The following is a 26,707-nucleotide window of genomic DNA, read 5'->3' as shown; positions in this document are numbered from 1 at the left end:
CATGGTCGACCGTCTGAAGGGAAAAACGGCCATTGTTTTCGGGGCTGGATCCTCAGGAGACGGCTGGGGCAACGGCAAGGCCGCAGCCGTTGCTTATGCCCGCGAGGGAGCCCGTATCGCCTGTGTCGATCTCGTCCGAGAGGCCGCAGAGGAAACGACATCGATCATCGTGAAGGAGGGCGGCGAGGCTATCGCGGTTACTGCCGACGTCACCGACATGGCTTCGGTTGCGGCAGCGGTCGCCCAGTCTGTCACCGCCTTCGGGGGCATCGATATCCTGCACAACAATGTGGGTGTGACCCATATGGGCGGGCCCGTCGAGCTGACCGAGGAGCAGTTCGAGGCCGCGCTGAAGCTCAACATCGGACCCGTCTATCGCACGGCCAAGGCGGTGATCCCGCACATGCTGCGGCAGGGAGGCGGCGCTATCGTCAACATCTCCTCTCTGGCGGCGATCCGCTGGACGGGCTATCCCTACTTCGCCTACTACGCCACCAAGGCGGCAGTGAACCAGGCGACGGTGGCACTCGCGATGCAATATGCCCGTCATGGCATACGGGCCAACTGCATCATGCCGGGTCTCATCGATACGCCACTGATCTATCGACAGATCTCCAATCAATACGCCTCCGTCGAGGATATGGTGGCCGCGCGCAATGGAGCCGTGCCGATGGGCCATATGGGAACGGCCTGGGACGTGGCCAACGCGGCGGTCTTCCTCGCCTCCGACGAAGCACAGTTCATCACGGGCGTCTGCCTCCCGGTGGATGGCGGACAGAGCTGCGCCGTGTCCGAGTTTCGCTGACGGTACAGGTTATGCGTGTTGAACGATGCTGCGGGAGTGTTGATTAACCATGAGACGCATCGATCATCCCGGTCCTGTTGGTTCGGAGCGTATCGCCGCCATTGCCGGTTCTGCCGTTCCGCTCCGTTTCGTGCTGGAGCCGGGCTTGGCAATCGATGAGGCTGTTGCCGCAGGCATGAGACGTGCCGGCTGCCTTGGTGGTTTCGTGGAATTCCGGGGCGGCCGGTGCGAACCGTTTCGGTATGTGATGCCGGCCGCATCCTCGGATCCGCGCTATGTGGCCTGGTATAGCGAGACCTACGAACCGGCCGGGCCGGTGAATGTGATGCGTGCCTGTGCCATCGTCGGCATGCGGGACGACAAGACCTTCCTTCACTGCCACGGCATCTGGGACACGTCCGAGGGACAGCGGATGGGCCACATGCTCGCTCCCTTGTCCATGGCCGCAGAGCCCATCGAGGTGACAGGCATCGGGTTCAGGGATGCCACCTTTGAGGCTGTGCCGGATCAGGAAACGAACTTCACCTTGTTCGAGCCGGTTCGACGTGCCGAAGCAGAACCTGCAATAACAGGGAATGGCGTGCTGCTTGCAAAGGTCCGACCCAATCAGGACATCGTCCTCGCCATCGAAGACATCTGCTCACGCCACGGGATCGCGAGAGCCAATGTCTATGGAGTCGGTAGCCTGAACGGGGTGCGTTTCGTCGATGGAACTCGGGTGAATTCACATGCGACCGAGGTGCTGATCCGCAATGGTGGTGTAGAGAGCGCCGACGGGCAGGTCCATGCGCGGCTTGTTGTCGATGTTGTCGATATGAAGGGCGGTATTTCCTCAGGAGAAATCGTCCGAGGCGACAACCCCGTTTGCATCACGTTCGAACTCGTTATCGAGGCAGTGAAGGAGTGAGGCCGGAGACGGTGTTCTCTCCAGGCGAAATCAGCCTCTCTTCTCGAATTCGGAGGCGGCGATCTGCCGGACGGCCCTGTCGGCATAAAGCTGAAGCTCGGCCTTGTCGCCTCGGGAGAAGGAGCGGGGTTTCGTATCGATCAGGCACAAGGCGCCTAGCCTGATGTTCTTCAAGAAGCTCAAAGGGGCTCCGGCATAGAACCGGATGAAGGGAGCGCCGGTCACGAAAGGGTTGTCCTTGAAGCGGTCGTCCAACAAGGTGTCGGTGACGACGAAAACCTCATCGCTCAGGACCGTATAATTGCAGAACGCTATGTCCCGCGGTGTCTCGCCCGGCTCTATGCCCTGCGCCGCCTTGATGAGTTGTTGGGCTTTATCCAGCAGGGTAATCGTGCAAATCGGGACCTCGAAGTGCAGTTGCGCCTCCTCGCAGATCCTATCGAGCGCCGGTTCAGTTTTGGCATCGAGCGCGCCAGTCTCGAGGAGGGTCTGCAAGCGTTCCGCCTCATGAGGGCCGATAGGGAAGGACATTGCTCTGGGTCCTAGGCGCTTCTTTCTCGAAGCATGCCTTTTGTAAGGTTATCGGTGGATGGAGAATTGGTGACTTCAGTCGCGGATAGTTCATTTCAGGCTGAACGTAACCCGCTGACCTTATCAATAGCTTATTGGAGTTAATCAGGTCCTATTGTGGAGCCTTGCCGGGTCCTGGTTCCTGTTTGTCTTTGTTCAGGAGTGCACCCCTCACGGCGTGCCAAGCTGGCTTCTTCCGAATTGCCCGATCAAGGAGAAGCGACCGCTGCCGCGCGCCGTCGGACCGGGGCCGGAAGCTGTTCAGCCAAGTCCGGTCGTCGGACAGGCCCCATGTGCTCACGGCGAGGACCTTGGCCTCCTCAAGGACGAGATCGAGATAAGCCCGATAGGTATCGGCTACGATGGTGTCGCGCATGCTCCGATTACGGGGGCATAGATGATCAGAGACGTCCATTTCGGTGATCATGACGCTCAAGCCCAAAGCCCGGACCTCCCGAAGGAAGGCGCGAAACTCCGGATGCCTCCGGGGCTGTTCCAAGGCGGTCAGGTGGGACTGGATGCCCAGACAAGCAATCGGGGTGCCCTTGGTTTTTTCCCGCTCAAGCAAGGCGAGCATTTGCCGGCGCTTTCGCTCAGCTGCCGGTGAGTCGTATTCGAGCCCCATCTCGTTGAGAACGAGAACGGCTCCGGGATCCAGGAGTGATGCCTGGCGGAAAGCAATCTCGATATAGTCAGGGCCGAAAGCCGCGAGAAAGCACGTTTCGCGTAAACCATCCGCTCGGCCATCGGCAGATTCCAGCGGTTCATTCACGACATCCCAGGAGTGCAACTGCCCGGAATACCGGGTCACCGTTTCTCTCAGGTGATTCAGTGCGGCTTCCTGGAACTGATTCTCGGGGCTGGTCGGGAGGGCTGGCGGAACGGCCTCATGCCACCAGAGTGTGTGTCCATGAATCGCGAGGTTGTTGTTCGACGCAAAGGAAGCCAGATCATCGGCAGCCGAGTAGTCGGGACAGCCTGGGTTCCGGTATACGGCATCCCATTTCAACTCGTATTCTGGCGTAACAATAGAACAATCACGCAGAATTGCCCGGGTGCGAGGTTGCGACAGAAGGTCAGAGATGCAAAGAGCGGTGCCGAAAAGCAGACCGCTTTCAGCAGCGGCGCTCGACAAGCTGCTCTTCCTTGGCTCATGGTGCATTCTTCATTCCTCACCTGAATGATATCACAGGCAACTCCCAGCCCAACGCGATACCGCTACAGACCCATCGATGAAAATCCGCCACATCCTGTTGATCCTGACGGCATTCCTCGGTGCTGCCTTGCTGGTCGCCGTCGCTCTCCAGATTCGTGACGAGCTGCTCGAATATCAGACGGCGGAAAGGATGGTGGCGTCGAATACGGTACGGGAGCGGCTTCTGCTTGGGACCGAGGCTCTCGCGAGCGAGCGCAGCCAAACATACGTTCTGCTGATCGGGCAAAGGAACGAATCCAACGGCATCATGGAACTGCGGGACGTGCGACGGCAGGTGGATGACCAGTTGAACGCAGCAGAGCGCGCGATCACAGTCACTCAGGCATCCTTGAGAAACACCAGCAGCAGCCTGACAACTCTGTCACGCATCCGCCAGGAAATAGGGACCCTGCGGCAGCAGGCAGACGGATCTCTCGGGCTCAACGGTGGCGTAGGAGGTCAGGAATTCGCCCCGCGGTGGTTCCAGGAGGCCACTCGCCTCGTGGAAGAACTGCAATCGTCCCGGATGACCATTCTGCAGCGGGAGAGACCGCTCGATCCGGTTCTCAGAACCGAATCCAACCTGAGAGCCTATGGAGCGATCCTCAGCGAAAGCATCGCCCGGAACCAAGCCCTGATGAGCCGCGCTCTCGGGCGCCCATCCGTTGTGGGGGGCCTTGAGATTGATGCAGTCAGTCGGAACGCTGGTCGCGCGGGGCTCGCCTGGGAGCTTATTGACGGTCAAATGGCCGTGCCATTGAGCGAGAGTGTCAAAGAGGCCATCTCAACAACTCACGAGTATTACAGCTCGACCTTCGCACCGCTTCAAAGATCCCTGCTGGCGGCGCTCCTTGGAAAGGTGCCACCCGCGCTGGGACCTGAGGAATGGTATGATTTGACGGGGAGGGCGCTGAGCAACATCGCGCTGATGCAACGGGAACTCCTTCGCAGCTCGCGGGAGCGGATCGAGGCGGAGCTCACCCGTGCGCGAAGGTCCCTGGTTCTATGGTCGGTCCTGCTCCTGCTGGGGGCGGCTGCCGTGCTCGCCAGCATCCTGGTCGTGCGCCGCCGGGTCGTCCGGCCCCTGGAGAGCCTGAGTCAGGCGATGCTCAGGCTGGCGGACAACGATTTGGACATTGACCTGCCTCGCCGCCCGCGGGCTGACGAGATCGGAGAGATGAACGATGCATTGCGAGTCTTTAAGGCGAATGCCATTCAGCGGCAGAGAACCCAAAACGAGAAGCAAGTTCTCCATGCCCGCCTCCGGGAGGCCTATGGCCAGCTTCAGAAGGATCTTGAGGCCGCCGCCGTCATCCAAAGGACAATGCTGCCGCCGTCCTCGAGAGTTGACGGTGTGGCGTTTCACGGTCTGTTCCGACCCTCGAGCTTGATCGCCGGCGACACCTACAACGTGGTGCGTCGCAACGACGGCGCGGTTGGTTTCTTCCAGGTCGATGTCGCAGGTCACGGGGCGGCGGCAGCATTGGTGTCGGTCGCCTGCCACCACGCTCTTTCGCAGGCGATCCTGACACGGACTCAAGGCACGCCGCTCGAAGAGATCGCCGTGCAGATCAACGAGGAATGGCCGGAGGATCTGCCGTACTTCACGATGATCCTGGGCGAGATCGACTCCCGCTCCCAGCGCGCCAGCATCATCCAGGCAGGGCATCCGTCGCCGCTGGTGATCCGCGCCGATGGCGCCGTCGAGATGATCGGCGAGGGAGGATTTCCCGTCGGTATGCTGCCTGCTGCCTCTTACGAAAGGCTGGAGTTCGACTTAGGTCCAGGCGACCGGCTCTTCATCTACTCCGACGGGCTGGTCGAAGCTGAGGACCAGGCCGGCGAGCAGTTCTCCGAAGACCGGTTGCGCGCACTCGTGCGCGAGGCTGCCGCAGAACCGAGTTCCGTTCTGCTTGACAGGCTCGATGACGTCTTGCGGAACTGGCGGGGCTCTGAAACCCTGGATGATGACTTGAGCGTTCTCATGTTGGAGCGCTTAGCCGAAAGGATTCCTGCGAATGCTGTCCACTGATCTACGCGCTAATGTTCTCGTCGTCCGGGTTGAAGAGAAGCGGATTGATGCCAGCAAGGCTCCGTCATTCAAGGATGAAATGGCACGGTGCATCGACGCCGGACAGAATCAGATCGTTCTGGACCTGAGTCAGGTCGACTTCATCGACAGCTCCGGACTGGGCGCCCTCGTCTCCTGCCTCAAGCGCCTCGGGCCAAGGGGGAGCCTGGCGGTTGCGGGGGCCACAGGAGCCGTCAGTCGTCTTTTCACCCTTACCCGAATGGACCGCGTGTTCGCCCTTCACCCGAATGTGGATTCCGCGGTCGAACAGCTTTCTGCTTGATCCCTCACTGCCAGAGCGCAGAAAGAGCCACGATGGTATCCTCCATCAGCCTCTCCATCGACAGCGACCTCGACAAGGTGTCGCTCCTCGCCCGCGCCGTTCGGGCCCTATGCGAGGATCTGCTGAGTCCCGAGGACCAGGACGCGGTGGAACTCAGCCTCGTCGAGGCCATCAACAACGTCATCAAGCACGGCTATCACGGGGAGCGAGGCAAGGACGTCCAAGTGGCGGTCGGGCTTCAGGCCGATCTGGTTGTGATCGAGGTCATCGATCATGCTCCCCCCATGCCCGCTCAGGTGCTGGACAAGGCCCCGGAGGACACATTCGCCTTCGATGAAACCGATCTTGCCGATATCCCGGAAGGGGGCATGGGCCTCGCGCTCATCCGCATGAACATGGACGAGGTCGAGTATCATTCGAACGAGGCTGAGAACCGCCTGCGCATGGTCAAACGGATCGGATCCTCCGCCTCAGGGGGCTGAAGCCAGACCTGCTATCCGGTCTTGAAGCGAGGGGAAAGCGACCGCCGCGGCTCCCAGGGCGGAGACAAGCACGGGCGTGACCTCGCCTGTCTGGCGCTCCATGTCGGCAATGACCCTCTGGGCCCGCGCAAGTCCATCCTCGGGCCTTAGGATGCTGAGCTGAACGGCGGAAGCGAGGGAGACCAGCAACGCCGCTCGCGAAGTCGCAGCATGCGGTTCCGCGGAATAAACCTCTTCCGACCGCTGAAGGTTGGCTTTCACCCTTGCATCGACAGCAGGCGAAATGGTCGGAGGAGCATTCCTCTGACGAGCAAGCTCGGTCGCAACGCGGCCCTGGATCCGTTCTTCGGTATCAAGTGTTTCGAGATAGATGATGATTCCCGTCGAGATCGCCAGCGCTGCAATAAAGGTGATCTGCCCTCGGGCCTTGAGGAGGCCTTCTCTGAAAGTCAACGCTGAGCCTCCGGTGAGCTTGGAACGCGGTACGGCACGGATCTGCCGTATGGAAGAGGTCCGAAACCTAATCGCCCGGTGCCCGACAAGGCAAGAGAGATGCTTGCTGCCGAGAAGGGCTGGAGAGCATCGCTTGCTTTTTTGAAGCATAGTATCATTTACCGTTCGGTCACAATGCCACCATAGGCAGCTGCAACTTGGTGCGGTCTTTCTCAAATCGGGCTATGCGTCCGGGACGATTCGTTCTTAGGTCAGGAGTAAACCGAGGCGGATCTGCGAAACGATTGAAGTAGGCCTATGAGTTTTCTCACATTCGGACCATCGCTTTTCATCCAGCCGCACTACGACGACGTTCCGCTCTCCTGCGGCGGCACCTTGGCGCTCTTGGCCGAGGGCGGGTATGAGCCGCGCATGATCACGGTGTTTGCCAGCGAACTGGTCGATGAAATGGTCGGTGAGTTCGCTGCCTGGAAGCACGAGCGGTGGAAGGTCACGGATGCGGAGCAGGTCCTGGCGGTTCGCCGCAAGGAAGATGCGGAAGCTGCCCAGGCGCTCGGCTCCTCCGTTCGCTGGCTCGGGCTGCCGGATGCCATCTATCGTGGAGAGCGCTACAGGTCCGACCCCGAACTCTTCGGTGCTTTGAAAGGCGAGGAGCTGGAACTCGCCGCTCATCTTGCTGAGGAACTGCGCCAACTGCCGGAATGGCGCGACGACATGCAAGCCTTCGTTCCTTTGGGCATCGGCTCCCACGTGGATCACCAGCTGGTGTTCGAGACCGGCCGCCACCTCGCATCCGCGGGTGTCAGGGTCTATGCCTATGAAGATTGCCCTTATGCAATCCACACGCCTGCCGGTGTCCAAGCACGCTTGGCGATCCTGGGAGATGCGACCGGGGACCCTGTCATCGTCCCCATTGCAAAGACCCTGCAGAAACGCCTCGATTCGATTGCCTGCTATCGATCCCAGGTTCCCGTGATTTTTCGTTTCACGCCTGATTTCAGGACTGCCGTCACGAATTTTGCGCTAGAGACGGGCGGCGATGTCGGACCCGCTGAGCGGTTCTGGCCGGTTCATCCGCACGGTGGTTCAAGATGATTGTTGAAATGAAGCAGACGGAACAGGGGGTTGCCCTCGTGCGCCTGTCAGGGCGGTTGGACGCTGCTGCAGCGCCTCAGATCCTGGCCCGCCTGAAGGACATTGTGGCTGAGGGACAAAGCCGTCTTGCCGTTGACTTGTCAGAGGTTTCGTTCGTCGACAGCACCGGGCTCGGCACCCTGGTGTCCGGTCTCAAGGCTGCTCGCAAAGCCGAGGGCGATTTGCGCCTTGTCGCACCCAATTCCCAAGTGCAGCGTCTGCTGCGCCTTACCACGCTCGATCGGGTGTTCGTCATCTCCGACACGCTCGAAACCGCATGGGTTTAAGACGCAGGCGTTCGCCTAAACCTGCGACGGCACTGCGCCTTCAACGATTGCGGATTCGAATTCAGGATCGGGCTGCCAGTAAGCCGCCCGGATCACCGGCAGCATCGACAGGGCATTGCTGAAACCCCAGAGAGTGTTGGCGATCATTGCTCCAAGCGTATACCCCTCACGCCCCGTTCCATAGGCCGCCCAGCCCCAGGCAAGACCCGTCATGGTAACGACCACAAGCGCGATCTGCCATCTCACGAGCCGGCCATAGGTTCCGACCTGCCGATCCTTGGGCGTGACTGGGAACGAGATCTTTTTGCCTCGCATGACGGCCCAGAGCGCCTGAAGATTCAGCGGGAACATGGCGAGATACCAAGCACGGCCCTTGGCGTTCGAGTTGCCCCACATGGCGACGAGCTGCGACAGCTCGTTGAGCAGCAGGAACGGCGCGATATGCACGAAGAAATCGAGCGAATAGCCCGAGACGGGGGCGATGCCCGAGAACAGGAAGACGATGGGCGATATGAGGAAGACGATGTTCCAAATGGGAGAGAGATACGAGTAGAAGGTCGATCCGTACATAAGCTTTTGCGGCAGCGTCAGCCCGCGCCGGAACAGCGGATTGTCGTGGGCAAGAATGTCCAGGGTGCCGCCCGCATATTTAAAGCGCTGGATCGTCCAGCTGAGAAGGTCGTTGGGCGACAGCATCCTTGACTGGACGACAGGGTGCAGAACTGATTTCCACCCGCGCTCCCGGTCGCTGTGCAGGACGATGGACGTATAGATGTCCTCGGAGACGTGGAACTTGTAGGGCTGGAACTCCTCTTCCAGGGCGCTCTGCCAACGCATGACATCGCTGATTGAATCGGTGATGGCCTGCTCGCCGGTCAGATGGCGGGCGGCCTTTTCGTTGCGTCCGGCTGAGGCTGCGACCTGATCGGACCATTGACGAAGAGCCGCCTCCATGACGGCCTCGCGACGGTGGATCGAACCCGCGCCGCAGCAGAAGCTCGCGTTCGCCCAGTTGCGCCGACGCAGAATGACGTCGAAGAAAAGCTGGGGATCGTTGGCGAATGGATCTTCCCCGATCTGAACCGGCCCGAAGACGCGCTCGAACGCTCGGCCAATGCCTCGTCCCAAAGCTCCGAGCCGGCGCCCGAGAGCGGCCGGGAGCGGTATTCCTGGAGGAACGTCGTAGAACCAGTGCGGGGTTTGGACCCAGGCAACTTTCGGATCCCTGAAATAGCCGAGCGTCTCCTCCAGGAATGTGGGGAAAGGGTGCATATCGGCATCGCAGATCAGGATGAAATCCCCGGACGTGGAGGCCATGGCATTTCTGAGATTGCCGGCCTTGAAGCCCACATTGTCCGAGCGGGTGAGATAATTCACCCCTTCTTCCCGAGCGACCGCTTCCATGGTCGGACGCTTGCCGTCGTCCAGAACGTGAATCTGCAGATTGATCGGGTATGGATAAGTGAGCCTCTTGGAAGCCTGCAGACCGACCCGAACGAGTTCAGGATCCTCGCTGTAGGTGGCGACGAAAACGTCCACGGAAACCGGCCTGTCGGGCACGTCCGCATCGTCGGTGCAGTCGCGGATGGTAACCGGAAGAGGAGCGCGCACCGGGGATCGTGCGCTCCAGAGATTCGCCGTGAAGAGGACGAGGCCGATAAAGGAGCCCGTCTCGGCGACAAGGAGCGGGATCGAGAACCAGAGAGCGTCGTAGTTGATTGAGTAGAGCCACCGCCAGCCGATGTACCATACTCCGAAGACAAAGCTCGCCGTGCAGAGAAACTGCCACAGAGCCTCGTGCGCAGGGGAATACGGAAGAGGAGACCAGGGCGTCTGAGTTTGGAAGCGGGAAGAGGGACGGGACAAGAAACGCGTCTCCGGAAAGAGGCTGGAGGCGGAAGGCCTCTGGTCTGGGGATAAGGATAGGCTATTTTCTAGGAAAGAAAGTTAGGACAGGCGAGGCTCTCGCCAGATCCGATCTTTACCTGCCATAAGGGCAAAATCCAGATACTGCCCCTCCTGAATTTGTGATTCGAGACTCTGAGACGATGCATCAGCGTAGGCTTGCCCTTCGTATACGGTTCGCAAGCCTCGTTTTCCTTTGTGGGTTCGGGCTGGCCGCGTCACCTGCTCTAGCCCAATCTGCTCAGGAAGTGCTGGAGCAGGCTAGGCAGGCTGCTTCCACCAATGACAATCGCGAGGCCGCTCGTCTCTTCGAGCAGGCCATTGCCCTTGCTCCCGAGCGCCGAAGCGAACTCCTGCTGGAATATGCGGATCAGACAGCCTATTCCGGCCGTCCTTCGGATGCCGTGCCTCTCTATCGCGAACGTCTGGCCGATCCCGCGCTGGACGCCGCCAATCGGGAGCGCGCGGAGCGCGGACTGGCCTTCGCTCTCATGTGGAGCAGCCAGTTTCAAGAGGCAATTCCCGCCTGGGAAGCCCGCCTGAGCGCAGACCCGAGCAGTGACGAAGCCAGGAAGGCATTGTCCGATTCTTTGGTCGGGGCAGCCCGACAGGCTGGCGAACGCTCCGACAATACAAACGCCAGAACGCTCTTCGGCCGTGCCATCGAGACCGCACCTCAACGCCGCCAGGAGTTGCTGCCGGAACTGGCCGATCAGACGGCTTATACCGGTCAGCCCGACGAAGCCGTGCCGCTATATCAGGAAGCCCTGCGGGATGGCAGCCGACCTGGCGATCAGCAGCGCCGTCTGAGGCGGGGGCTGGCCTTCGCGCTGCTGTGGAGCGGCCAGTTTCCGGCCGCAGTCGCAGCTCTTGAGGATGTGCTCCGGGCATCTCCGGATGACGCTCAGGTCCGGCAGGGGCTTGCGGAGGCTCGCGCTGGCCTCGAGAAAGGCCGTGCGCAGGCGGCGCAGCCTTCTCAGGCCGCTCCATCCCAACAAGCGCCCACAGCCGCTCCAGTCTCGCCTGCCGACGCGGCCACCACCGCAGCCCGAGAGGCGGCAGGACGCGGCGCCAACAGGGAGGCAGCTTCGCTTTTCGAAAGGGCGATTTCACTCGATTCCTCCAAGCGAAGTCAGATCGGCCGTGAATATGCCGACCAGCTCGCTTTCTCGGGCCAGCCGGGCAAGGCGGTTCCTGTCTACCGCGAGGTTATCGCCAGACGGGATCTCTCCCATGGCGAGCGTCAACTGGCCGCCCGCTCGCTTGCCTTCGCGCTCCTGTGGAGCAGCCAGTTCCAGCAGGCCATCGAGGCCTGGGGCGATATCCTGCAGGCGGACCGGAGCGATGCGGAGGCGCGCAAGGTGCTCTCCGATGCTTTCGTTGGTGCAGCCCGGCAGGCGGCCGAGCGCACACGAAACGCCGATGCCGCTTCCTTCTTCCGCAGAGCCATCGAGACCGCTCCGCAAAGACGGCAGGAACTCCTGCCCGAATACGCCGACCAGACGGCCTATTCCGGCAATCCTGCCGGCGCGGTGCCCCTGTATCGGGAGGCTCTGCGCGACGGTCAGCGCCCCGAGGCGGAGCGCCGGCGCGTGCGGCGCGGCCTTGCCTTCGCGCTCCTCTGGAGCAACCAGTTCCGCGAGGCGATTGCCGCCTGGCAGCCCCTGTTCCGCGAGAACCCGCTCGACGAGGAGGCCCGCAAGGCGTTCTCGGACGCTCTTGTGGGTGCGGCGCGCCAGGTTGCGGGACAGGCCCGCAACGCGGAAGCCGTAAACTTCTACGAGCGGGCCTTGGCCGTCATGCCGGGTCGGCGCCGGGAGCTGCTGCGGGAATATGCCGAGCAGGTGCTCTATGCGGGTCAGCCGCTGAGAGCCATCCCGCTCTTCCAGGAGGTGCTTCAGCGTGCAGACCTGACGGCGCAGGAGAAGCGGGACGCCCGGCTCGGGCTCGCCCGTTCTCTCGCCTGGAGCAATCAGCAGAAGCTCGCGATCCCGGTCTTCAGCGAGATCTTGGTGTCGAACGCAAACGACGTCGATGCGCTCATCGGGCGCGGCAACGCCCTCAACGACATCACGGACCACAAGGCCGCCCTGGCCGATTTCGAGTTGGTCCTCGCCCTTCAGCCCAACAATGTGGAGGCGATCCGCGGCGCTGCGACGGCCGAGCGATCCATGGGATCGCCACGCGCAGCCCTGGCCCGGCTCGAGCCTCTTCTTGCCGGTGGGGACCTGAACCCCGCCACGCTCTTCATCGCCGCCCAGGCGCGGCGGGAGATGGGGCGCCCGGATTTGTCGGAGAGCTACGCGAAGGCGGTTCTGGCGCAGAAGCGCGGTGATGCCGGCGCCCTGGCGCTGCTCGATCAGCTCTATCTCGAACGCCGGCCCTTGACCCGCATCGAGAGCTGGTACGCCCGCCGCTCGGACGATCTCGCGATCTGGTCGCTGCAGGCCTCGCACGAGCTGACCTTCAACGATGGCTTGACGAAGATCGGGCCTCAGGCTCGCTTCATGCGCTACAGAGGCGGCGACTTCCCGAGCGTCGACATGTCGAGCATCGGCATCGCAGGGCAGCACAGGTTCGGCGACCATGTCGAGTTCAAGTCGTCGCTCTTCCTGAATTTCGAAGACGAGGCACGACGCAACCGGCCCGACGGGGACGACGGTCAGGACGTCACCCTGACCCACGATACGACCTTAAGCCTGATTCCATCCGATCTGCTCCGGTTCGACCTGAACCTGGCGCGGCGCTATGCGGACGAGAACACGCGTTCCATCGTGAACGATGTCCTGGCCAACGATTTCAGCCTCAAGGCGATCGTGACGCCGGACAATGCGACCCGCTTCTCTGCCCAGGCGATCTACAGCCACTACTCGGACGGCAACGGGCGCATCTGGGGGCAGGTCGAGTTCGCCAAGCGCTTCACGGCGAACCCGTATTTCTGGCTGGGCGCGCGCTACACGGCCTTCGAGTTCGCGGAGGTCGTCGACAATGGATACTGGAATCCCGAGCGGTACCAGTCCCTGGAGGCGAGCGTCCATTTCTACGGCCCGCTGGCTGAAGGATGGTGGTTCGATCTTCAAGGGGCTGCCGGCTACGGCTGGAGCGAGCCCGGCGAAGGGGGCTTCGTCTCCTATGCGGCCGCACGCCTGAACTACGACTTCACCTCGCAGGCGACCTTCGCCCTCTATGCAAGCCACCTCGTGTCCTATGCGCGCTCGTCGGAAGACGACGGCAATTTCGATTCCGGAGAGGACGACGAGCCGTTCAGCCGCTGGTCCGTGGGTGGGGAGCTGAGGATCCGGTGGTAGACCGCTCTCTGCGGAGGTTTATGCCTTAACCTCAGGAATTTTCCTGGCATCCCTCGCAGATGGCGACAGGAGCGACTATTTTCGCCCCATGACAGACTCACGCGACTGGTTCCCCTCGGGCGAGGAACCCAACCCCATGCGGGCTGCCCAGGCCGGCATGAAACCCACCCTGCCGAAGCGCTTCTACAAGGAAGCCAGCGTCGAGGAGCGGGATGGCTTGTTCCATCTCACGCTTGACGGCCGTACGGCGAAGACGCCAAGCAAGCAGGCCCTGGCCGTGCCCACCCGGGCGCTGGCCGAGGCCCTGGCGGAGGAATGGCAGGGGCAGGGGGCTGAGATCGATCCTTCCACCATGCCGCTCACCCGCATCGTCAACTCCGCCATCGACGGGGTGGCGCCTCGAAAGGCCGAGGTGGTGGATGATCTCGTCCGCTATGCCGGGTCGGATCTCGTCTATTACCGGGCCGGCGAGCCCGAGCGTCTGGCCAAGTCCCAGGATGTTGCGTGGAGCCCGATGCTGGACTGGGCGAAGGAGACCCACGGCGCCCGCTTTACCTTAGGCGAGGGCGTAATGCATGTGACGCAGCCGGAGGAATCGGTCGCGGCCATCCGCCGGGCCATCGAGCAGGTCGAATCGGCGTTTGCGATCGCCGCGCTGCATGTCATGACGACCTTGTCCGGCTCTGTGCTGATCGCGCTCGCCCATACGGCACGGCAGCTCGATGTGGACCAGGCCTGGGCAGCCGCCCATGTGGACGAGCTTTATCAGGAAAGCGTCTGGGGTGAGGATTACGAGGCCATGGAGCGTCGCCGGCGGCGCGAGGCCGATTTCAGGGCCGCGTCCCTGGTCTATCGCCTGACGCAGGCATGAAAAAGCCGCCGGCGCGACAGGCACCGGCGGCTGATGCGGTTAAAATTAGCCGCGCTGGAAGCTGATTCCGCACTTCTTCTGGATCGATGCACCCTCGATGGCCTGCATCTGCCCCTTCAGGTTGGCGAGTTCCGCCGTCTTGGCATTGTCGCCGCCCACCAAGAAGGCGGCCGGCCAGAAGATGATAACGGCCGCCGTGGTGGCAACCGCGTCCTGCGTGCGTCGGGAATCCTGGGCGCCCGAGGCGGCTGCCGCCGCAGCGCTGACCCGCTGAGCCTCAAGGCTCAGTTCCTTGCAGTTGTAGCTCTGGTAGGTGACCGGCGACACATAGGCCGCTCCAACATCCTCCGAGCGGCTGGCGCAGCCGGCCGCCAGAAGCGATAGGGATACGGTCAAAGCCGCATACTGGGTGGTCTTGTTCATGTTCAGCCCCGTTGTAACGTAACAATACAAGGTCCCTAACCCGCTCCGGCCGGTCTGTGAAGTGTTGTGGAGCACACACCCATAGTGGGATTTTGACACAGGCACGGCTGTGCTAAGCGGGGGAGCATTTTTCCCGGGAGTCAGGGTCCAGCCATGAAAGACATGCTCGAACGGCTTGAGGAGCGGCGCGCGCAGGCCCGCCTCGGCGGCGGCGAGAAGCGCATCGAGGCGCAGCACGCCCGCGGCAAGCTGACTGCCCGTGAGCGCATCGAGCTCCTCCTCGACAACGGCTCCTTCGAGGAGTTCGACATGTTCGTCGAGCACCGCTCCACCGATTTCGGCATGGACAAGGCCAAGATCCCTGGCGACGGCGTGGTCACCGGCTGGGGCACCGTGAACGGCCGCACGATCTTCGTTTTCGCCAAGGATTTCACCGTCTTCGGCGGCTCGCTCTCCGAGGCCCACGCCCAGAAAATCACCAAGATCCAGGACATGGCGCTGAAAATGCGCGCGCCCATCGTCGGCCTGTTCGACGCCGGCGGCGCTCGTATCCAGGAGGGCGTGGCGGCGCTCGGCGGCTATGGCGAGGTGTTCAAGAGGAACGTGATCGCCTCGGGCGTCATCCCTCAGATTTCCGTCATTATGGGCCCCTGCGCCGGCGGCGACGTCTATTCGCCCGCCATGACCGATTTCATCTTCATGGTGCGCGACCGCTCCTACATGTTCGTCACCGGCCCCGACGTGGTGAAGACCGTCACCAACGAGACCGTGACCTCGGAAGAACTCGGCGGCGCCAAGGTCCACACCACCAAGTCGTCCGTGGCGGACGGCGCCTACGACAACGATGTCGAGGCGCTGCTGCAGGTGCGCCGCCTCATCGACTTCCTGCCCGCCAACAACATGGACGGCGTGCCGGAGCTCCCGAGCTTCGACGATCCGGCCCGCGTGGACGACAGCCTCGACACCCTGATCCCGGACAATCCGAACAAGCCCTACGACATGAAGGAGCTGATCCTGAAGGTTGTCGACGAGGCGGACTTCTTCGAGATTCAGGAAGCTTACGCGAAAAACATCATCACGGGCTTCGGCCGCATCGAGGGCCGCACGGTGGGTTTCGTGGCTAACCAGCCCATGGTGCTCGCGGGCGTGCTCGACGCGGACGCCTCCCGCAAGGCGGCCCGTTTCGTGCGCTTCTGCGATGCCTTCAACATCCCGATCGTCACCTTCGAGGACGTGCCGGGCTTCCTGCCGGGCACCGCGCAGGAATATGGCGGCCTGATCAAGCACGGAGCGAAGCTGCTCTTCGCCTATTCCGAAGCCACCGTGCCGCTGGTGACGGTGATCACGCGCAAGGCCTTCGGCGGTGCCTATGACGTGATGGCCTCAAAGCATATCGGCGGCGATGTGAACTACGCCTGGCCCACCGCCCAGATCGCCGTGATGGGTGCCAAGGGCGCGGTGGAAATCATCTTCCGTCAGGACATCGGCGATGCGGAAAAGATCGCGGCCCGCACCAAGGAATATGAGGACCGCTTCATGTCGCCCTTCGTGGCGGCGGAGCGTGGCTACATCGACGAGGTGATCATGCCGCATTCGACGCGGCGGCGGATTGCGCGGGCCTTGGCGATGCTGCGGCACAAGGAGACCGAGCGGCCCTGGAAGAAGCACGACAACATTCCGTTGTGATATATGTCTTCTAAATTCGAAGAAGCCTTTTACCGCAACAAAAGAGCTGCGTTACTATCGTCTCTTGCGACGATAGCCGTGTCCGCTTTAGCTATTCGCATCCCTTCTTCAACCCAGATTCTGGGTGTTCAGATAGGATCTGAGATATCTAATTTCTGGGCAGCGATAGGCGTCTTAATTGTTTGTGCCTATCTGAATGGCTCTTACTATCTTTATTATTTTTCAGAAATTCCATCATGGGCTCGTGATCCAGAGCAGGGCATTAAGCAAGCTGAAGCTGTGCGAGAGGCCTTACGCGAAATGAAAGAGAAAGCAGAGACCGAGGTAGCGAAAATATCTGAGGCGCAAACTCTGTACCGCAAATACTGGGATGAGCTTTCTAAATACTCTCAATCGCCTATTCCTGACGGGATTGTCGACAGCGTTCAAAGCAAGATCGCCAATTCGATCAGTGGAAGGCGTGGAGTAATACAAGTTGCGGCATTCAATCAGCTCAGTAGCGCAATTCACGAAATCAACGGCCTCCAACATGTTTCGAAACTTAACTGGGAGAAAATGTCAGAGCAGATTGTTGATACGGCTGCAACGGTTGTAGTGAGGGGAGTGGGTCAGCAGGTTGATGCCTTTCTAGCGCAGTTGCACAAGAGGAATGAAGAGATAGTATCAGACATTGATAAGACCTTGTCAGATTTGAGAGAGTTAGAAGAACTTCGAAGGGCGTCGGTAGAGCGCGAAATCGTTTCTCTCGAAGATGTCCCAAAAGATATTTTACTGGCGGGGAGTTATGTATTTTCGCGTAAATGTTCAGTATCAATATCTACCAGCATTCTGCTTCTTATTTGCTATGATTTATTCCGTAGGAACATTGATATTCGGAATGCCGCTGCATCTCTTTATGATCCGTTAGGGTTGTACTCTAAACTCCCACAGGGAAGATTATATGAGCGACCAATCCACCCGCTCCTGGGTCTCCACCGCCATCCAGATCATCGAGGCGGATTTCAACCGCTCGTCGGACACGCATCTGCTGCGCGTGCCGCTGCCGGCTGTCCCGGGTGTCGAGCTCTACCTCAAGGATGAATCGACCCATCCCTCGGGCAGCCTGAAGCACCGGCTGGCGCGGTCTCTGTTCCTCTATGGGTTGTGCAACGGTTGGATCGGGCCGGAGACGACCATCATCGAGGCCTCGAGCGGGTCGACGGCCGTATCGGAAGCCTATTTCGCCCGGATGCTGGGCCTGCGTTTCATCGCCGTGATGCCGCGCTCGACATCCGCCGAGAAGATCGCGCAGATCGCCTTCTATGGCGGCGAGAGCCATTTCGTGGATAGCCCCGCCGAGATGTATGCGGAAAGCGCGCGTTTGGCCGAGGAACTCGGCGGCCATTACATGGACCAGTTCACCTATGCGGAGCGGGCGACGGACTGGCGCGGCAACAACAACATCGCCGAATCGATCTTCAGCCAGATGGGCCATGAGGAGCATCCGATCCCGAGCTGGATCGTGGTGGGGGCGGGAACCGGCGGCACCTCGGCGACGCTGGGGCGCTATATTCGCTACCGCTGCCTGCCAACGCGGCTGTGCCTCTCCGATCCCGAGGCCTCCGTGTTCCACCGGCACCTCGCGGATCGTGAAGTCTGCACCGTCTCCGGTCCACCGTCGGTGATCGAGGGCATCGGCCGCCCGCGCTGTGAGCCGTCCTTCGTGCCGGAGCTCATCGATCGCGCTATTGCGGTTCCGGATGCGGCGAGCATCGCGGCCGCACGCGTTCTGTCGCGCCGCATCGGCCGCTCCTGCGGCGGCTCCACCGGCACCAATCTCTGGGCCGTAGCGCAGATCGTGGGAGAGATGGTGAAGAATGGTGAAAAGGGATCGGTCGTGACGCTCCTGTGCGATTCCGGCGAGCGCTACCGCAGCACGCATTTCGACGATGCCTGGCTCGAATGCCGCGGCATCTGCATCAAGGCCGCCGAGGAGGCGATGGAGCGGTTCTTTGAGACGGGGGTTCTTGCCGCTTCCTGAGACGTGGATGGCCGGGACGAGCCCGGCCATGACGATGCAGGTGTCATCCCCGGCGCACGAAGTGCGGGAAGGGGATCCACGATCAAGCGCGGAGCCATGGATTCCCTTCCCCTCCGCTTTCGCTCCGGCCGGGAATGACACCCTCTTGTCCTGCCACCCTCCTCGTCATCCCCGGACTTGTTCCGGGGATCCACGTCTTGAAACGGCTGCTACCTAGCGTCCAAACCACCGCACCAGCAGCTGCAGGTCCGTCTGCGACAGGTTGTGTCCTGTCGGCAGCGTCTCGTGTTGAACCTCAGCGCCGGAGGCCGATAGGGAGGCAGCCAAACGCTTGCCATTCTCCGCCGGAATGATCGGGTCCATGGCGCCTGAGATCATCAGCACCCGCTTGCCCGCAAGGTCCACGGCGGGAGCCTGGGACAGCGGCACCATGGCCCGCAGCAGCGCCGTGCCCGCAAGAGCCTCCGGCCGCAGCATCAGCATGGCGGCGGCGATGTTGGCGCCGTTGGAGAAGCCGACCGCGATGGGAGCCTCCAACCCGTAGGCCTCCCGTGCCTCAGTGACGAAATCCGCAAGCTCATTGGCGCGGAACCTCACATCCTCCTCGTCGAACACGCCTTCAGCGAGACGCCGGAAGAAGCGGGGCATGCCGTTCTCCAGAATCTTGCCGCGCGGGGAGAGCAGGGCGGAGCCGGGGGAGATCGTGCGGCCGAGACCCAGCAGATCGTTCTCGTCGCCGCCCGTGCCGTGGAGCAGCAGGAGAGGCGGGCGGGATGGATCCGTGGCGGGCTCGTAGCGGTGGATGAAGGACAGTTCGGTCATGGGATTCTCTCTTTCTCCCTCTCCCCATCCAGATCGGGTGTTCCCGATCTGGACATCCTTGTTGCCTAAGTCGGGAACACCCGACTTAGGTGCGGGAGAGGGTGCCCTGCGCAGCAGGGTGGGAGAGGGGGTGAGTTCGTCTGTTCTGCCCCTCTCCCGGCTCACATTCGTTCGCCACCCTCTCCCGCATAGGGGAGAGGGTTTCTGGCGGCTCAAGCCAATTCAGGCAACCTTGCCTCGATGTCGCCCCGGCGCGCTTCCAGGAACGCCGGAAGCTTCAACTCAGCGCCTAGCCGCTCCTGCGCCTCGTCGGCGGCGAAGCCCGGCTCGTCGGTGGCGATCTCGAACAGGATACCGCCCGGCTCGCGGAAATAGACGGACCGGAAGTAGTTGCGGTCCTTCTGCTCCGTGGGCTGGAGGCCGTGGTTCTCGGCAAGCTTTCTCACCATCTCGGCCTGGTCGGCATCGTCCTTTGCGCGGAAGGCCACGTGATGGACGGAGCCGCCACCCATCCGGCCCGGCAGGAAGCCGCCGGCGCTGCGGATGTCGACCGTGCTGCCCATGAGGGCCTCCGTCCTGTAGCGGACGAGAGAGCCCTCGCGCGCCGTCTCGGCAAAGCCGAACACGTCGGTGAGGATCGCACCCGTCCGCTCGCCGTTCTCGACGAGCAGCGTGACGCCTTCCAAGCCGCGGATCGCATGCTCCGCCGGGATGCCGTCTGCCGTCCAGGCCTCCTCGGCCTCCGCATTCGGAATGCCCATGAGAGCAAGGCTCGTGCCGTGCGGATCCTTGAAGGTCAGGACGCTCTGCCCGAGGCGTTTCTCCACGGTGCCGTGCTCGACGCCCTGCTCGATGAACCGGTGCGCCCAGAAGCCCAGGGATACCTCGGGGACGCGGAACGCCGTTTCCTGCGTGGTGCCGACGCCATTGCGTCCGGGCGCCACGTGCTCCCAGGGGAAGAAGGTCAGGATCGAGCCGGGCTGGCCGAGGCCGTCGCCGAAATAGAGATGATATGTGCCGGGATCGTCGAAGTTGACGGTCTTCTTGACGAGGCGTAGGCCGAGCACGCGGGTGTAGAAATCGAGATTGCGACGGGCCGGGCCAGCAATGGCGGTGACGTGATGAATGCCGTGGTGCCGCATGGATGCGTTCCTTAACGGGCAAGCGCGGGTTGCGCTGCGTTGACAGGGAAATAAGTACCACCAGGCCGCGAGGAAGTGCGGAAAGGGCGACCTTGCGGGATTGCAAAGCTGCAGCAGCCTCTTCGGCAAATCCGCGCAAACGTTGAGGAATCGGCTCCGTCAAGATTCCGGCAACCAAAGAGTCTCAACAAGGCTTAACCTCAACGGCGATTCAGCATGTCGTGTTAACGGTTTAGCCCTGCCGTCCGTGTGAATGTCATCCTGCACAAGCGATCAACCGGTGTTGAAATTAAGAAAAGCCGGCGGGAGTCAAACGGATGTTGAAGGATCAACTTCGCGATTTCATCGACAGCGTCTCCGAGAGGGGCCATGTCTGCAATGATGACGTGGCGATGCTTCAGAGTGAGATCCTCCCCGGTGGGATCGCGAGCCGTCTCGAGGTCGAGTCCCTACTGGCTTTGGACCGCATCGTCACCGCCGTCGAAGGCTGGGGCGCGGCGCTGACCAGGCTCGTGGCCGATTTCGTCATCTGGAAGCGTGCTCCCCATGGTGTGGTCAGCAATGACGATGCCTTCTGGCTCTCGACCCTCCTGGAAGTCAGCGGGCCGTCCCCGAACGCCATGGCCATCGCCTATGCCATCCTGGACGAGGCGGGCCACGTGGACGTGGCGCTCCTCGATTTCATCATGCGCGGGCGCCAGCAGGCGAGGCTGTCCCAGATCGCCGCCTGAATAATCTTCTAAAGCTAAATGCTGAACCAAGCCCCGCTTCCCCACGGCACGGATGTGCAGTAACGGAGGTGGGGCTGACTTTTTTGGTTGGCGCATCGTTCTCGGCGAAAAACCGAGGCCACTTTTTCGCACGATGCGCCATAGGGTGGAGCGTTCGAGGGTTCATGTTCTCTAAGATCCTGATTGCCAACCGGGGCGAAATCGCGTGCCGGGTCATCAAGACCGCCCGGCGCATGGGCATCAAGACGGTGGCGGTCTATTCCGACGCCGACCGGGATGCGCTCCATGTGGAGATGGCCGACGAGGCCGTCCATATCGGCCCGGCCGCCGCTGCCCAATCCTATCTGGTCATCGAGAAGATCATTGAGGCCTGTAAGGCCACCGGCGCCCAGGCCGTCCATCCTGGTTACGGCTTCCTGTCCGAGCGCGAAGCCTTCCCGAAGGCCCTGGCCGAAGCCGGCATCGTGTTCATCGGCCCGAATCCCGGCGCCATCGCGGCCATGGGCGACAAGATCGAGTCGAAGAAGGCGGCCGCCGCCGCCAAGGTCTCGACCGTACCGGGCTATCTCGGGGTGATCGAGGGGCCCGAGCAGGCGGTGACCATCGCCAACGAGATCGGCTACCCGGTCATGATCAAGGCCTCGGCCGGCGGCGGAGGGAAGGGCATGCGCATCGCCCATTCCTCGGATGAAGTGGCCGAGGGATTCGCCCGCGCAACGTCCGAGGCGGCAAGTTCGTTCGGCGACAGCCGCGTTTTTGTTGAGAAGTTCATCACCGATCCGCGCCACATCGAGATCCAGGTGCTGGGCGACAAGCATGGCAACGTGATCTATCTGGGCGAGCGCGAATGCTCGATCCAGCGCCGCAACCAGAAGGTCATCGAGGAGGCGCCGTCGCCGCTCCTTGACGAAGAGACCCGCCGCCTCATGGGCGAGCAGGCGGTCGCTCTCGCCAAGGCCGTGGGTTACGATTCCGCCGGCACGGTGGAATTCGTGGCAGGCCAGGACAAGTCCTTCTACTTCCTTGAGATGAACACCCGCCTCCAAGTGGAGCACCCGGTCACCGAGATGATCACCGGCATCGATCTCGTGGAGGAGATGATCCGCGTGGCGGCCGGCGAGAAGCTGCGCCTATCGCAAGGAGACGTGAGGCTCAACGGCTGGTCGGTGGAGAGCCGCATCTATGCCGAAGATCCGGTGCGCAACTTCCTGCCTTCCACGGGCCGGCTCGTCACCTACCGCCCTCCGAACGAGGGCGAGCAGGACGGCGTCACGGTGCGCAACGACACTGGCGTGTATGAGGGCGGCGAGATCTCGATCTACTACGATCCGATGATCGCGAAGCTCGTGACCCATGCACCGACCCGCCTCCAGGCCATCGAGGCTCAGGCGCGGGCGCTGGACGCCTTCGCCATCGAGGGCATCCGCCACAACATCCCGTTCCTAACGGCCCTGATGCAGCATCCGCGCTGGCAGTCGGGCCAACTCTCCACCGGCTTCATCGCCGAGGAGTTCCCGCAAGGGTTCAAGGCACCTGCGCCGGAGGGCGAGGTGGCCCTGCGCATGGCTGCGGTGGGTGCCGCCATCGACCACGTGCTGAACGAGCGCAAGCGCCACATATCCGGCCAGATGCGTCCCGCCGCCAGCCTGCGCTTCGAGCGCGACCGGGTGGTGATGCTGGGCAAGGAGCGCCATGAGGTGACGGTCGAAGATATCGACGGCGGCTTCGCGGTGGTGATCGACGGTCAGGCCTGGCTGATTGTCTCTGATTGGGCTCCGGGCCAGCCGGTCTGGACCGGCACTGTGGGCGGTGAAGCCGTTGCCGTGCAGGTGCGGACGATCCTCAATGGCGTCGCGCTCTCCCATGCGGGAGCCTCCGCCGAGGTCAAGGTTTACACCAAGCGCGAGGCGGAACTCGCGGCCCTCATGCCGGAGCGACTGGAGGCCGATACCGGCAAGCAGCTGCTCTGCCCGATGCCTGGTCTCGTGAAGGCCATCATCGTCGCCCAGGGCCAAGAGGTGAAGGCAGGCGAGCCGCTCTGCATCGTGGAGGCGATGAAGATGGAGAACATGTTGCGCGCCGAGCGCGACGGCACCATCTCCAAGATCCACGCCAAGGAAGGCGACAGCCTCGCGGTGGATGCCGTGATCCTGGAATTTGCATAAGGATTCGGGCCAAAACCGATGCCCCTTTATTTCGCCTACGGGTCCAACATGGACCAGGCTGCCATGCTCGGACGCTGCCCGGCCTCGAAGCCGGTTGGCATCGGGCGGCTCATGCGCCACCGCTTCATGGTTTTCGACGAGGGCTACGCCACCGTGGTACGGGATCAGCAACGGGCGGTCTGGGGCATGGTGTGGGATCTGGCGCTCGCCGATGTGCCGGCTCTCGACCGGTACGAGAGCCTCTCGACGGGCCTCTACATCAAGGTCGTCCAGCCGATCGTAACGGCACAGGGGCCGCGCCGGGCGATTGTCTATGTGAGGCGCAGCGCCAAGCCCGGCACACCGCTCCCCGGCTACATGGAAGGTGTCGTCGAGGCCGCCCGGTGTGCTGGCTTGCCGGAGGATTACATCCGGAGCCTGAGCGTGTGGCTGCCGAAGACCCGAGCCTCGGCACCGGCTCCTCAAGAGCCCAAGGTCCGCCCACTCTGGGGAGCCCCGGGAGGATCAGCCCTGCCCATCCGTCGCCGGTGACGCATCCCTGAGGCGGGGCACAACCGAGATGGTCACGTCGTGCAGGCGCCAGTTCATCTCCTTGGCGTCCTCAATGGCGTGGGCGACCCGCTCCGGCAGATTGTCCGTTTTGCTAGGCACGACATAGACCTCGCCCAGAACGATGTGCCCGCTTTCGCGAAGGCGAACCTCGACCTCCTTCACCCAATCCAAAGCCTCGATCCTGCGTCGAAGATCCTCCGGCAGCGTCTCGTAGCCTGAGCGGTCGGTCTTTTGCGGGCGACGCTCCATGAGGTCTGCGATCACAACCCCAAGGTTGGAAACACCGTCCTTGAGGATATCGAGAGCGATGATGCCCGCTGCCAGCGGATCGATCCACCAATAGCCGAAGCCCGCCCCGAGCACGCCGATGGCCGTGGCGCTTTCAGCCATCCAATCGGCCTTCATCATCTTGGCATCCGCATAGAGAATCTTGTCGTGGAGCTTGGGGGCCAGCTTCAGCTTCATGTGCCCCAGGATGACGCTAGGAATGCCCGTATAGGCAATGGCCGCCAGCATGGGCCAGCCGGCCCAGATCGTCTCCCCGAAGATATGCATGCCGCCGATGGTAGTGCGCTCGCCTGAGAGGAATTTGGAAGCGGATTCGATGAGCAGGAACAGACCCATCCCGACGAGGGCAACCGATGAGATGAGATAGCCGATGGATACCGCCCCGTGATAGCCGTAGGGGAACTTACGGTTCGGAGGCCACAGGGCGATACGGCTGCAGATGAGGAAGACGATGGCCGGAATGACGCTGATCACATCCTCGAAGAAGCTCGCCCGCATGGCCTGCGAAGAGCCCATCGTGATGTAAAGCGCTGTTGCGGCCGACGCGATGTAGAGGACGGTGATCACCTCGAGACGCTGGGCGCGCTTGAACAGGGCTTGTTTGTCCTCGGGAAATTCGAAGTTCTCGATCGGCCTCATCGCAAAGCCTCCATGGCTTTGTCCTTGAGGGCGTCTTTGTCCTGAGCTTGCAGGAACCGATCAAGGGAGAGGAGGAGGGCGCTTTCGCCCGGAATGACGGCCATGACCATATTCTCCGTCGAAAGCTCATCCTCCGTCGGCTTGAGGCCGCGCCGTTGAAGCTCGAAATCGTACCCGGCCATGATCGGCACCGGGGTTTCGCCTCCTTCAAGAGGCACGGGTTCGGCTTCCAGCTCCCGGACCTGCGCCACAAGGTCGAGGCGCTCCGGATTGACGGCGATGCGCTGCCCGGTCCAATCGGCCAGGGGCGTCTGCCCCGGTGCGACGCCGAGGTTGGTTTTGACCTCCAGATAAGGCTGGGACAGGGCGAGCTTGCCGGAATGGGGTGTCTTGTCGGTCAATCCCATAATCAGGACGTCCAACTCCCGCTTATAAAGCGCCTCCACCAGAGCGTCCGTAGGGCCTGTGATAAAGCGGGCTTTCGTTCCCAGGCTTTCGGCCCATTGGGTGACGAGGGCGGGTTCCACACCTTCGATCCGTCCTTCTGCAACGACGGTCCACGGTGGGTTGTGGGCCACCCCCACCTTCATCTCCCGGCCTGCCTGAAGTTGCTTCAGGGTCTCGGCATTGTCCTTGGGAAAATCGCTGCAGCCGCCTGCGGCGAGAATTCCGACCAGGACCGCCGCCATCTTCATACGCATGATGCACCTGAGCCAATCACTGTTCAGCTTGAATTCCGGAGCTGCGGATTCGTTCCGGCCTCGCTTCAGAACCTTTGCCGTACCGGCGCGTTGAGTCGGTGTAACGGGCAGTTTGCGTAAGAGGTCGGTCATGAACACCAAGTCCCGCTCTCCGTTCAAGGCCTATGGCTATGCCTGGGTGACGTTGGGCTTCTTCCTGATTTCCTTCATCGGTCATTGGCTCTTCGGCTGGTTTGCCTATGTCAGCGAGCAGCAGGCACACGCCCAGCCAATCCAGATCTCCGACTACTTGGTCGAGATGTCCCGGGATACGTTCGAGAACTGGCAGTCCGAGTTTCTGCAGCTTCTCTGGCAGGTGGGCGGCCTTGCCATCCTTCTCTATGTCGGGTCGCCCCAGTCCAAGGAGGGGGACGACCGCATGGAGGCGAAGATCGACGAAATCCTGCGCAAGGTGGACCCTCAGAATTCGGAGCGTATTATCGAAACGCTCGATGAGGACTATGCTGGGCGCCACACCGACGCCCGCCATGCCCACCGCTGAGGCACGATGAGTGAAAGCCGAGCCCTGCATGTTCTGATCCATGGTCGCGTCCAGGGCGTGAGCTTTCGCGCCTGGATGCAGCACCAGGCGGAGTTGCGCGGTCTCAAAGGATGGGTCCGGAACCGGCAGGACGGCTCGGTCGAAGCCATGTTCTCAGGCCCGGCCGATCTCGTCCAGGTGATGCTCAAGGCCTGCCATCAGGGGCCTGCCAGCGCTTTGGTCGAGAACGTGGAGACCCTCGACGGGAGCGAAAGGGATCTCGATCTGCCGGCCCGGTTCGAGATCCGGCGAACGGCTTAAGCCTTCTTCGGCTCTACGTTTTCGACAGCGCCGCCGGCGTTCTTCCAGGCGGTGAAGCCGCCTTCCATGTGGGCGACCGGCTGCAGGCCCATGTCCTGTGCCGTTGCTGCGGACAAGGCAGAGCGCCACCCGGCGGCGCAGAAGAACAGATAAGTCTTGTCCTGGGCGAAAACCGGCTTGTGATAGGGGCTCTCCGGATCGATCCAGAATTCCAGCATGCCACGCGGGCAATGCACCGCGCCGGGAATGCGCCCCTCGCGCTCCAGTTCGCGCGGATCGCGCAGGTCCACGAATACTACGTCGTCACGGCCGTGCAGGGACACGGCCTCAGCGACAGGCACAGTCCTGACTTTCGCATTGGCCTCTTCGAGCAATGTCTTGTAGCCGCGCGTGATGGTTTGAGGCATGACAGGTTGTTCTTCCGCT

The 26,707-nt window shown here is 62.0% G+C and carries 27 protein-coding genes; 17 read left to right on the top strand and 10 right to left on the bottom strand.

From position 1 onward, the window contains the following. Position 1 precedes the first annotated feature (1 nt). A complete protein-coding gene (locus tag VB618_RS18795) occupies positions 2 to 805 on the top strand; it encodes an SDR family NAD(P)-dependent oxidoreductase (protein ID WP_329798280.1) in 804 nt (267 codons plus the stop codon). A 49-nt stretch (positions 806 to 854) separates the two neighbouring features. Further along, positions 855 to 1,712, top strand: coding sequence for a PCC domain-containing protein (locus tag VB618_RS18790; protein ID WP_329798279.1), 858 nt, complete (start codon positions 855 to 857; stop codon positions 1,710 to 1,712). Between the two features lie 30 nt (positions 1,713 to 1,742). Here VB618_RS18790 and VB618_RS18785 read toward each other — a convergent pair whose 3' ends face one another. Beyond that, positions 1,743 to 2,243 carry a GAF domain-containing protein gene (locus VB618_RS18785; protein WP_329798278.1) on the bottom strand — a complete coding sequence of 167 codons (501 nt, stop codon included), beginning with the start codon at positions 2,241 to 2,243 and terminating at the stop codon, positions 1,743 to 1,745. 151 nt (positions 2,244 to 2,394) lie between these two features. Further along, positions 2,395 to 3,417, bottom strand: coding sequence for an endo-1,4-beta-xylanase (locus VB618_RS18780; RefSeq protein WP_329798277.1), 1,023 nt, complete (start codon positions 3,415 to 3,417; stop codon positions 2,395 to 2,397). A gap of 97 nt (positions 3,418 to 3,514) precedes the next feature. Between VB618_RS18780 and VB618_RS18775 the strand changes: the two genes are divergently transcribed. The 3 genes from VB618_RS18775 to VB618_RS18765 are packed head-to-tail and all read left to right on the top strand — an operon-like array spanning position 3,515 to position 6,313. Continuing rightward, positions 3,515 to 5,509, top strand: coding sequence for a PP2C family protein-serine/threonine phosphatase (locus VB618_RS18775; RefSeq protein WP_329798276.1), 1,995 nt, complete (start codon positions 3,515 to 3,517; stop codon positions 5,507 to 5,509). Further along, positions 5,496 to 5,831, top strand: coding sequence for an STAS domain-containing protein (locus VB618_RS18770; RefSeq protein ID WP_329798275.1), 336 nt, complete (start codon positions 5,496 to 5,498; stop codon positions 5,829 to 5,831). The genes VB618_RS18775 and VB618_RS18770 overlap by 14 nt, the downstream gene beginning before the upstream one ends. A gap of 32 nt (positions 5,832 to 5,863) precedes the next feature. After that, entirely contained in the window at positions 5,864 to 6,313 is a 450-nt protein-coding gene (locus VB618_RS18765) for an ATP-binding protein (RefSeq protein ID WP_329798274.1), read from the top strand. On the opposite strand, the gene VB618_RS18760 is transcribed toward VB618_RS18765, so the two are convergent. Continuing rightward, positions 6,302 to 6,766, bottom strand: coding sequence for a hypothetical protein (locus tag VB618_RS18760; protein WP_329798273.1), 465 nt, complete (start codon positions 6,764 to 6,766; stop codon positions 6,302 to 6,304). The genes VB618_RS18765 and VB618_RS18760 overlap by 12 nt on opposite strands. Before the next feature lie 297 nt (positions 6,767 to 7,063). Here VB618_RS18760 and VB618_RS18755 point away from each other — a divergent pair, with 297 nt between their 5' ends. Both VB618_RS18755 and VB618_RS18750 read left to right on the top strand, forming a co-directional pair. Beyond that, positions 7,064 to 7,861: a PIG-L deacetylase family protein gene (locus VB618_RS18755; protein WP_329798272.1), complete on the top strand. Its 798-nt coding sequence runs from the start codon at positions 7,064 to 7,066 to the stop codon at positions 7,859 to 7,861. A gap of 8 nt (positions 7,862 to 7,869) precedes the next feature. Further along, entirely contained in the window at positions 7,870 to 8,187 is a 318-nt protein-coding gene (locus VB618_RS18750; RefSeq protein WP_329798271.1) for an STAS domain-containing protein, read from the top strand. A gap of 15 nt (positions 8,188 to 8,202) precedes the next feature. Here VB618_RS18750 and VB618_RS18745 read toward each other — a convergent pair whose 3' ends face one another. Continuing rightward, positions 8,203 to 10,053 (bottom strand): glycosyltransferase family 2 protein, encoded by a 1,851-nt coding sequence (locus VB618_RS18745; protein WP_329798270.1) that lies wholly within the window; start codon positions 10,051 to 10,053, stop codon positions 8,203 to 8,205. A 287-nt stretch (positions 10,054 to 10,340) separates the two neighbouring features. Here VB618_RS18745 and VB618_RS18740 point away from each other — a divergent pair, with 287 nt between their 5' ends. Both VB618_RS18740 and VB618_RS18735 read left to right on the top strand, forming a co-directional pair. Beyond that, positions 10,341 to 13,400 carry a tetratricopeptide repeat protein gene (locus VB618_RS18740; protein WP_329798269.1) on the top strand — a complete coding sequence of 1,020 codons (3,060 nt, stop codon included), beginning with the start codon at positions 10,341 to 10,343 and terminating at the stop codon, positions 13,398 to 13,400. Positions 13,401 to 13,488: 88 nt separating this feature from the next. Then, a complete protein-coding gene (locus tag VB618_RS18735; RefSeq protein ID WP_329798268.1) occupies positions 13,489 to 14,271 on the top strand; it encodes an ATP12 family chaperone protein in 783 nt (260 codons plus the stop codon). Between the two features lie 45 nt (positions 14,272 to 14,316). On the opposite strand, the gene VB618_RS18730 is transcribed toward VB618_RS18735, so the two are convergent. Beyond that, entirely contained in the window at positions 14,317 to 14,694 is a 378-nt protein-coding gene (locus VB618_RS18730) for a hypothetical protein (protein ID WP_329798266.1), read from the bottom strand. A 153-nt stretch (positions 14,695 to 14,847) separates the two neighbouring features. Here VB618_RS18730 and VB618_RS18725 point away from each other — a divergent pair, with 153 nt between their 5' ends. From VB618_RS18725 to VB618_RS18715, 3 genes are read left to right on the top strand one after another with little or no spacing between them, the layout of a single operon-like run. Next, a complete protein-coding gene (locus VB618_RS18725) occupies positions 14,848 to 16,380 on the top strand; it encodes an acyl-CoA carboxylase subunit beta (RefSeq protein WP_329798265.1) in 1,533 nt (510 codons plus the stop codon). Between the two features lie 3 nt (positions 16,381 to 16,383). After that, complete coding sequence (locus VB618_RS18720) at positions 16,384 to 17,460, top strand: hypothetical protein (RefSeq protein ID WP_329798264.1); 1,077 nt, start codon at positions 16,384 to 16,386, stop codon at positions 17,458 to 17,460. Continuing rightward, the gene (locus VB618_RS18715) at positions 17,360 to 18,400 is read left to right on the top strand and encodes a PLP-dependent cysteine synthase family protein (RefSeq protein WP_329798324.1); all 1,041 of its coding nucleotides are present in this window, start codon (positions 17,360 to 17,362) and stop codon (positions 18,398 to 18,400) included. The genes VB618_RS18720 and VB618_RS18715 overlap by 101 nt, the downstream gene beginning before the upstream one ends. 213 nt (positions 18,401 to 18,613) lie before the next feature. Here the strand turns inward: VB618_RS18715 and VB618_RS18710 are convergent, their stop codons facing one another. After that, on the bottom strand, positions 18,614 to 19,222 hold the full coding sequence (locus tag VB618_RS18710) for an alpha/beta hydrolase (protein WP_329798263.1): 609 nt from the start codon (positions 19,220 to 19,222) through the stop codon (positions 18,614 to 18,616). 212 nt (positions 19,223 to 19,434) lie between these two features. After that, the gene (locus VB618_RS18705; protein ID WP_329798262.1) at positions 19,435 to 20,364 is read right to left on the bottom strand and encodes a ring-cleaving dioxygenase; all 930 of its coding nucleotides are present in this window, start codon (positions 20,362 to 20,364) and stop codon (positions 19,435 to 19,437) included. A gap of 317 nt (positions 20,365 to 20,681) precedes the next feature. Here VB618_RS18705 and VB618_RS18700 point away from each other — a divergent pair, with 317 nt between their 5' ends. The 3 genes from VB618_RS18700 (at position 20,682) to VB618_RS18690 (ending at position 23,791) form a co-directional block, all read left to right on the top strand. Further along, positions 20,682 to 21,095: a hypothetical protein gene (locus VB618_RS18700; RefSeq protein WP_329798261.1), complete on the top strand. Its 414-nt coding sequence runs from the start codon at positions 20,682 to 20,684 to the stop codon at positions 21,093 to 21,095. 164 nt (positions 21,096 to 21,259) lie between these two features. Continuing rightward, the gene (locus VB618_RS18695; RefSeq protein WP_329798260.1) at positions 21,260 to 23,260 is read left to right on the top strand and encodes an acetyl/propionyl/methylcrotonyl-CoA carboxylase subunit alpha; all 2,001 of its coding nucleotides are present in this window, start codon (positions 21,260 to 21,262) and stop codon (positions 23,258 to 23,260) included. An 18-nt stretch (positions 23,261 to 23,278) separates the two neighbouring features. After that, positions 23,279 to 23,791 carry a gamma-glutamylcyclotransferase family protein gene (locus tag VB618_RS18690; RefSeq protein ID WP_329798259.1) on the top strand — a complete coding sequence of 171 codons (513 nt, stop codon included), beginning with the start codon at positions 23,279 to 23,281 and terminating at the stop codon, positions 23,789 to 23,791. Here VB618_RS18690 and VB618_RS18685 read toward each other — a convergent pair. After that, positions 23,765 to 24,739 carry a cation diffusion facilitator family transporter gene (locus tag VB618_RS18685; RefSeq protein ID WP_329798257.1) on the bottom strand — a complete coding sequence of 325 codons (975 nt, stop codon included), beginning with the start codon at positions 24,737 to 24,739 and terminating at the stop codon, positions 23,765 to 23,767. The genes VB618_RS18690 and VB618_RS18685 overlap by 27 nt on opposite strands. Next, positions 24,736 to 25,440 carry a substrate-binding periplasmic protein gene (locus VB618_RS18680; protein WP_329798255.1) on the bottom strand — a complete coding sequence of 235 codons (705 nt, stop codon included), beginning with the start codon at positions 25,438 to 25,440 and terminating at the stop codon, positions 24,736 to 24,738. Before VB618_RS18680 ends, VB618_RS18685 begins: the two co-directional genes overlap by 4 nt. A 130-nt stretch (positions 25,441 to 25,570) precedes the next feature. Here VB618_RS18680 and VB618_RS18675 point away from each other — a divergent pair, with 130 nt between their 5' ends. Further along, positions 25,571 to 25,981: a DUF6766 family protein gene (locus VB618_RS18675; protein WP_329798254.1), complete on the top strand. Its 411-nt coding sequence runs from the start codon at positions 25,571 to 25,573 to the stop codon at positions 25,979 to 25,981. A 6-nt stretch (positions 25,982 to 25,987) separates the two neighbouring features. Beyond that, positions 25,988 to 26,281 (top strand): acylphosphatase, encoded by a 294-nt coding sequence (locus tag VB618_RS18670; protein ID WP_329798253.1) that lies wholly within the window; start codon positions 25,988 to 25,990, stop codon positions 26,279 to 26,281. On the opposite strand, the gene VB618_RS18665 is transcribed toward VB618_RS18670, so the two are convergent. Continuing rightward, positions 26,278 to 26,688, bottom strand: coding sequence for a rhodanese-like domain-containing protein (locus tag VB618_RS18665; protein WP_329798252.1), 411 nt, complete (start codon positions 26,686 to 26,688; stop codon positions 26,278 to 26,280). The genes VB618_RS18670 and VB618_RS18665 overlap by 4 nt on opposite strands. Positions 26,689 to 26,707: the final 19 nt, after the last annotated feature.

The sequence above is a fragment of the Microvirga sp. CF3062 genome, from assembly GCF_036314045.1.
In the GTDB taxonomy this organism is placed as follows: domain Bacteria; phylum Pseudomonadota; class Alphaproteobacteria; order Rhizobiales; family Beijerinckiaceae; genus Microvirga.
This window is presented reverse-complemented; position numbering and strand designations above follow the sequence as displayed.

Coding starts and splice junctions, on each gene's coding strand:
- VB618_RS18795 (WP_329798280.1), top strand. CDS start 2: ATGGTCGACCGTCTGAAGGGAAAAACGGCCATTGTTTTCGGGGCTGGA.
- VB618_RS18790 (WP_329798279.1), top strand. CDS start 855: ATGAGACGCATCGATCATCCCGGTCCTGTTGGTTCGGAGCGTATCGCC.
- VB618_RS18785 (WP_329798278.1), bottom strand. CDS start 2,243: ATGTCCTTCCCTATCGGCCCTCATGAGGCGGAACGCTTGCAGACCCTC.
- VB618_RS18775 (WP_329798276.1), top strand. CDS start 3,515: ATGAAAATCCGCCACATCCTGTTGATCCTGACGGCATTCCTCGGTGCT.
- VB618_RS18770 (WP_329798275.1), top strand. CDS start 5,496: ATGCTGTCCACTGATCTACGCGCTAATGTTCTCGTCGTCCGGGTTGAA.
- VB618_RS18765 (WP_329798274.1), top strand. CDS start 5,864: ATGGTATCCTCCATCAGCCTCTCCATCGACAGCGACCTCGACAAGGTG.
- VB618_RS18755 (WP_329798272.1), top strand. CDS start 7,064: ATGAGTTTTCTCACATTCGGACCATCGCTTTTCATCCAGCCGCACTAC.
- VB618_RS18750 (WP_329798271.1), top strand. CDS start 7,870: ATGAAGCAGACGGAACAGGGGGTTGCCCTCGTGCGCCTGTCAGGGCGG.
- VB618_RS18735 (WP_329798268.1), top strand. CDS start 13,489: ATGACAGACTCACGCGACTGGTTCCCCTCGGGCGAGGAACCCAACCCC.
- VB618_RS18730 (WP_329798266.1), bottom strand. CDS start 14,694: ATGAACAAGACCACCCAGTATGCGGCTTTGACCGTATCCCTATCGCTT.
- VB618_RS18725 (WP_329798265.1), top strand. CDS start 14,848: ATGAAAGACATGCTCGAACGGCTTGAGGAGCGGCGCGCGCAGGCCCGC.
- VB618_RS18720 (WP_329798264.1), top strand. CDS start 16,384: ATGTCTTCTAAATTCGAAGAAGCCTTTTACCGCAACAAAAGAGCTGCG.
- VB618_RS18710 (WP_329798263.1), bottom strand. CDS start 19,222: ATGACCGAACTGTCCTTCATCCACCGCTACGAGCCCGCCACGGATCCA.
- VB618_RS18705 (WP_329798262.1), bottom strand. CDS start 20,364: ATGCGGCACCACGGCATTCATCACGTCACCGCCATTGCTGGCCCGGCC.
- VB618_RS18700 (WP_329798261.1), top strand. CDS start 20,682: ATGTTGAAGGATCAACTTCGCGATTTCATCGACAGCGTCTCCGAGAGG.
- VB618_RS18695 (WP_329798260.1), top strand. CDS start 21,260: ATGTTCTCTAAGATCCTGATTGCCAACCGGGGCGAAATCGCGTGCCGG.
- VB618_RS18690 (WP_329798259.1), top strand. CDS start 23,279: ATGCCCCTTTATTTCGCCTACGGGTCCAACATGGACCAGGCTGCCATG.
- VB618_RS18685 (WP_329798257.1), bottom strand. CDS start 24,739: ATGAGGCCGATCGAGAACTTCGAATTTCCCGAGGACAAACAAGCCCTG.
- VB618_RS18680 (WP_329798255.1), bottom strand. CDS start 25,440: ATGCGTATGAAGATGGCGGCGGTCCTGGTCGGAATTCTCGCCGCAGGC.
- VB618_RS18675 (WP_329798254.1), top strand. CDS start 25,571: ATGAACACCAAGTCCCGCTCTCCGTTCAAGGCCTATGGCTATGCCTGG.
- VB618_RS18670 (WP_329798253.1), top strand. CDS start 25,988: ATGAGTGAAAGCCGAGCCCTGCATGTTCTGATCCATGGTCGCGTCCAG.
- VB618_RS18665 (WP_329798252.1), bottom strand. CDS start 26,688: ATGCCTCAAACCATCACGCGCGGCTACAAGACATTGCTCGAAGAGGCC.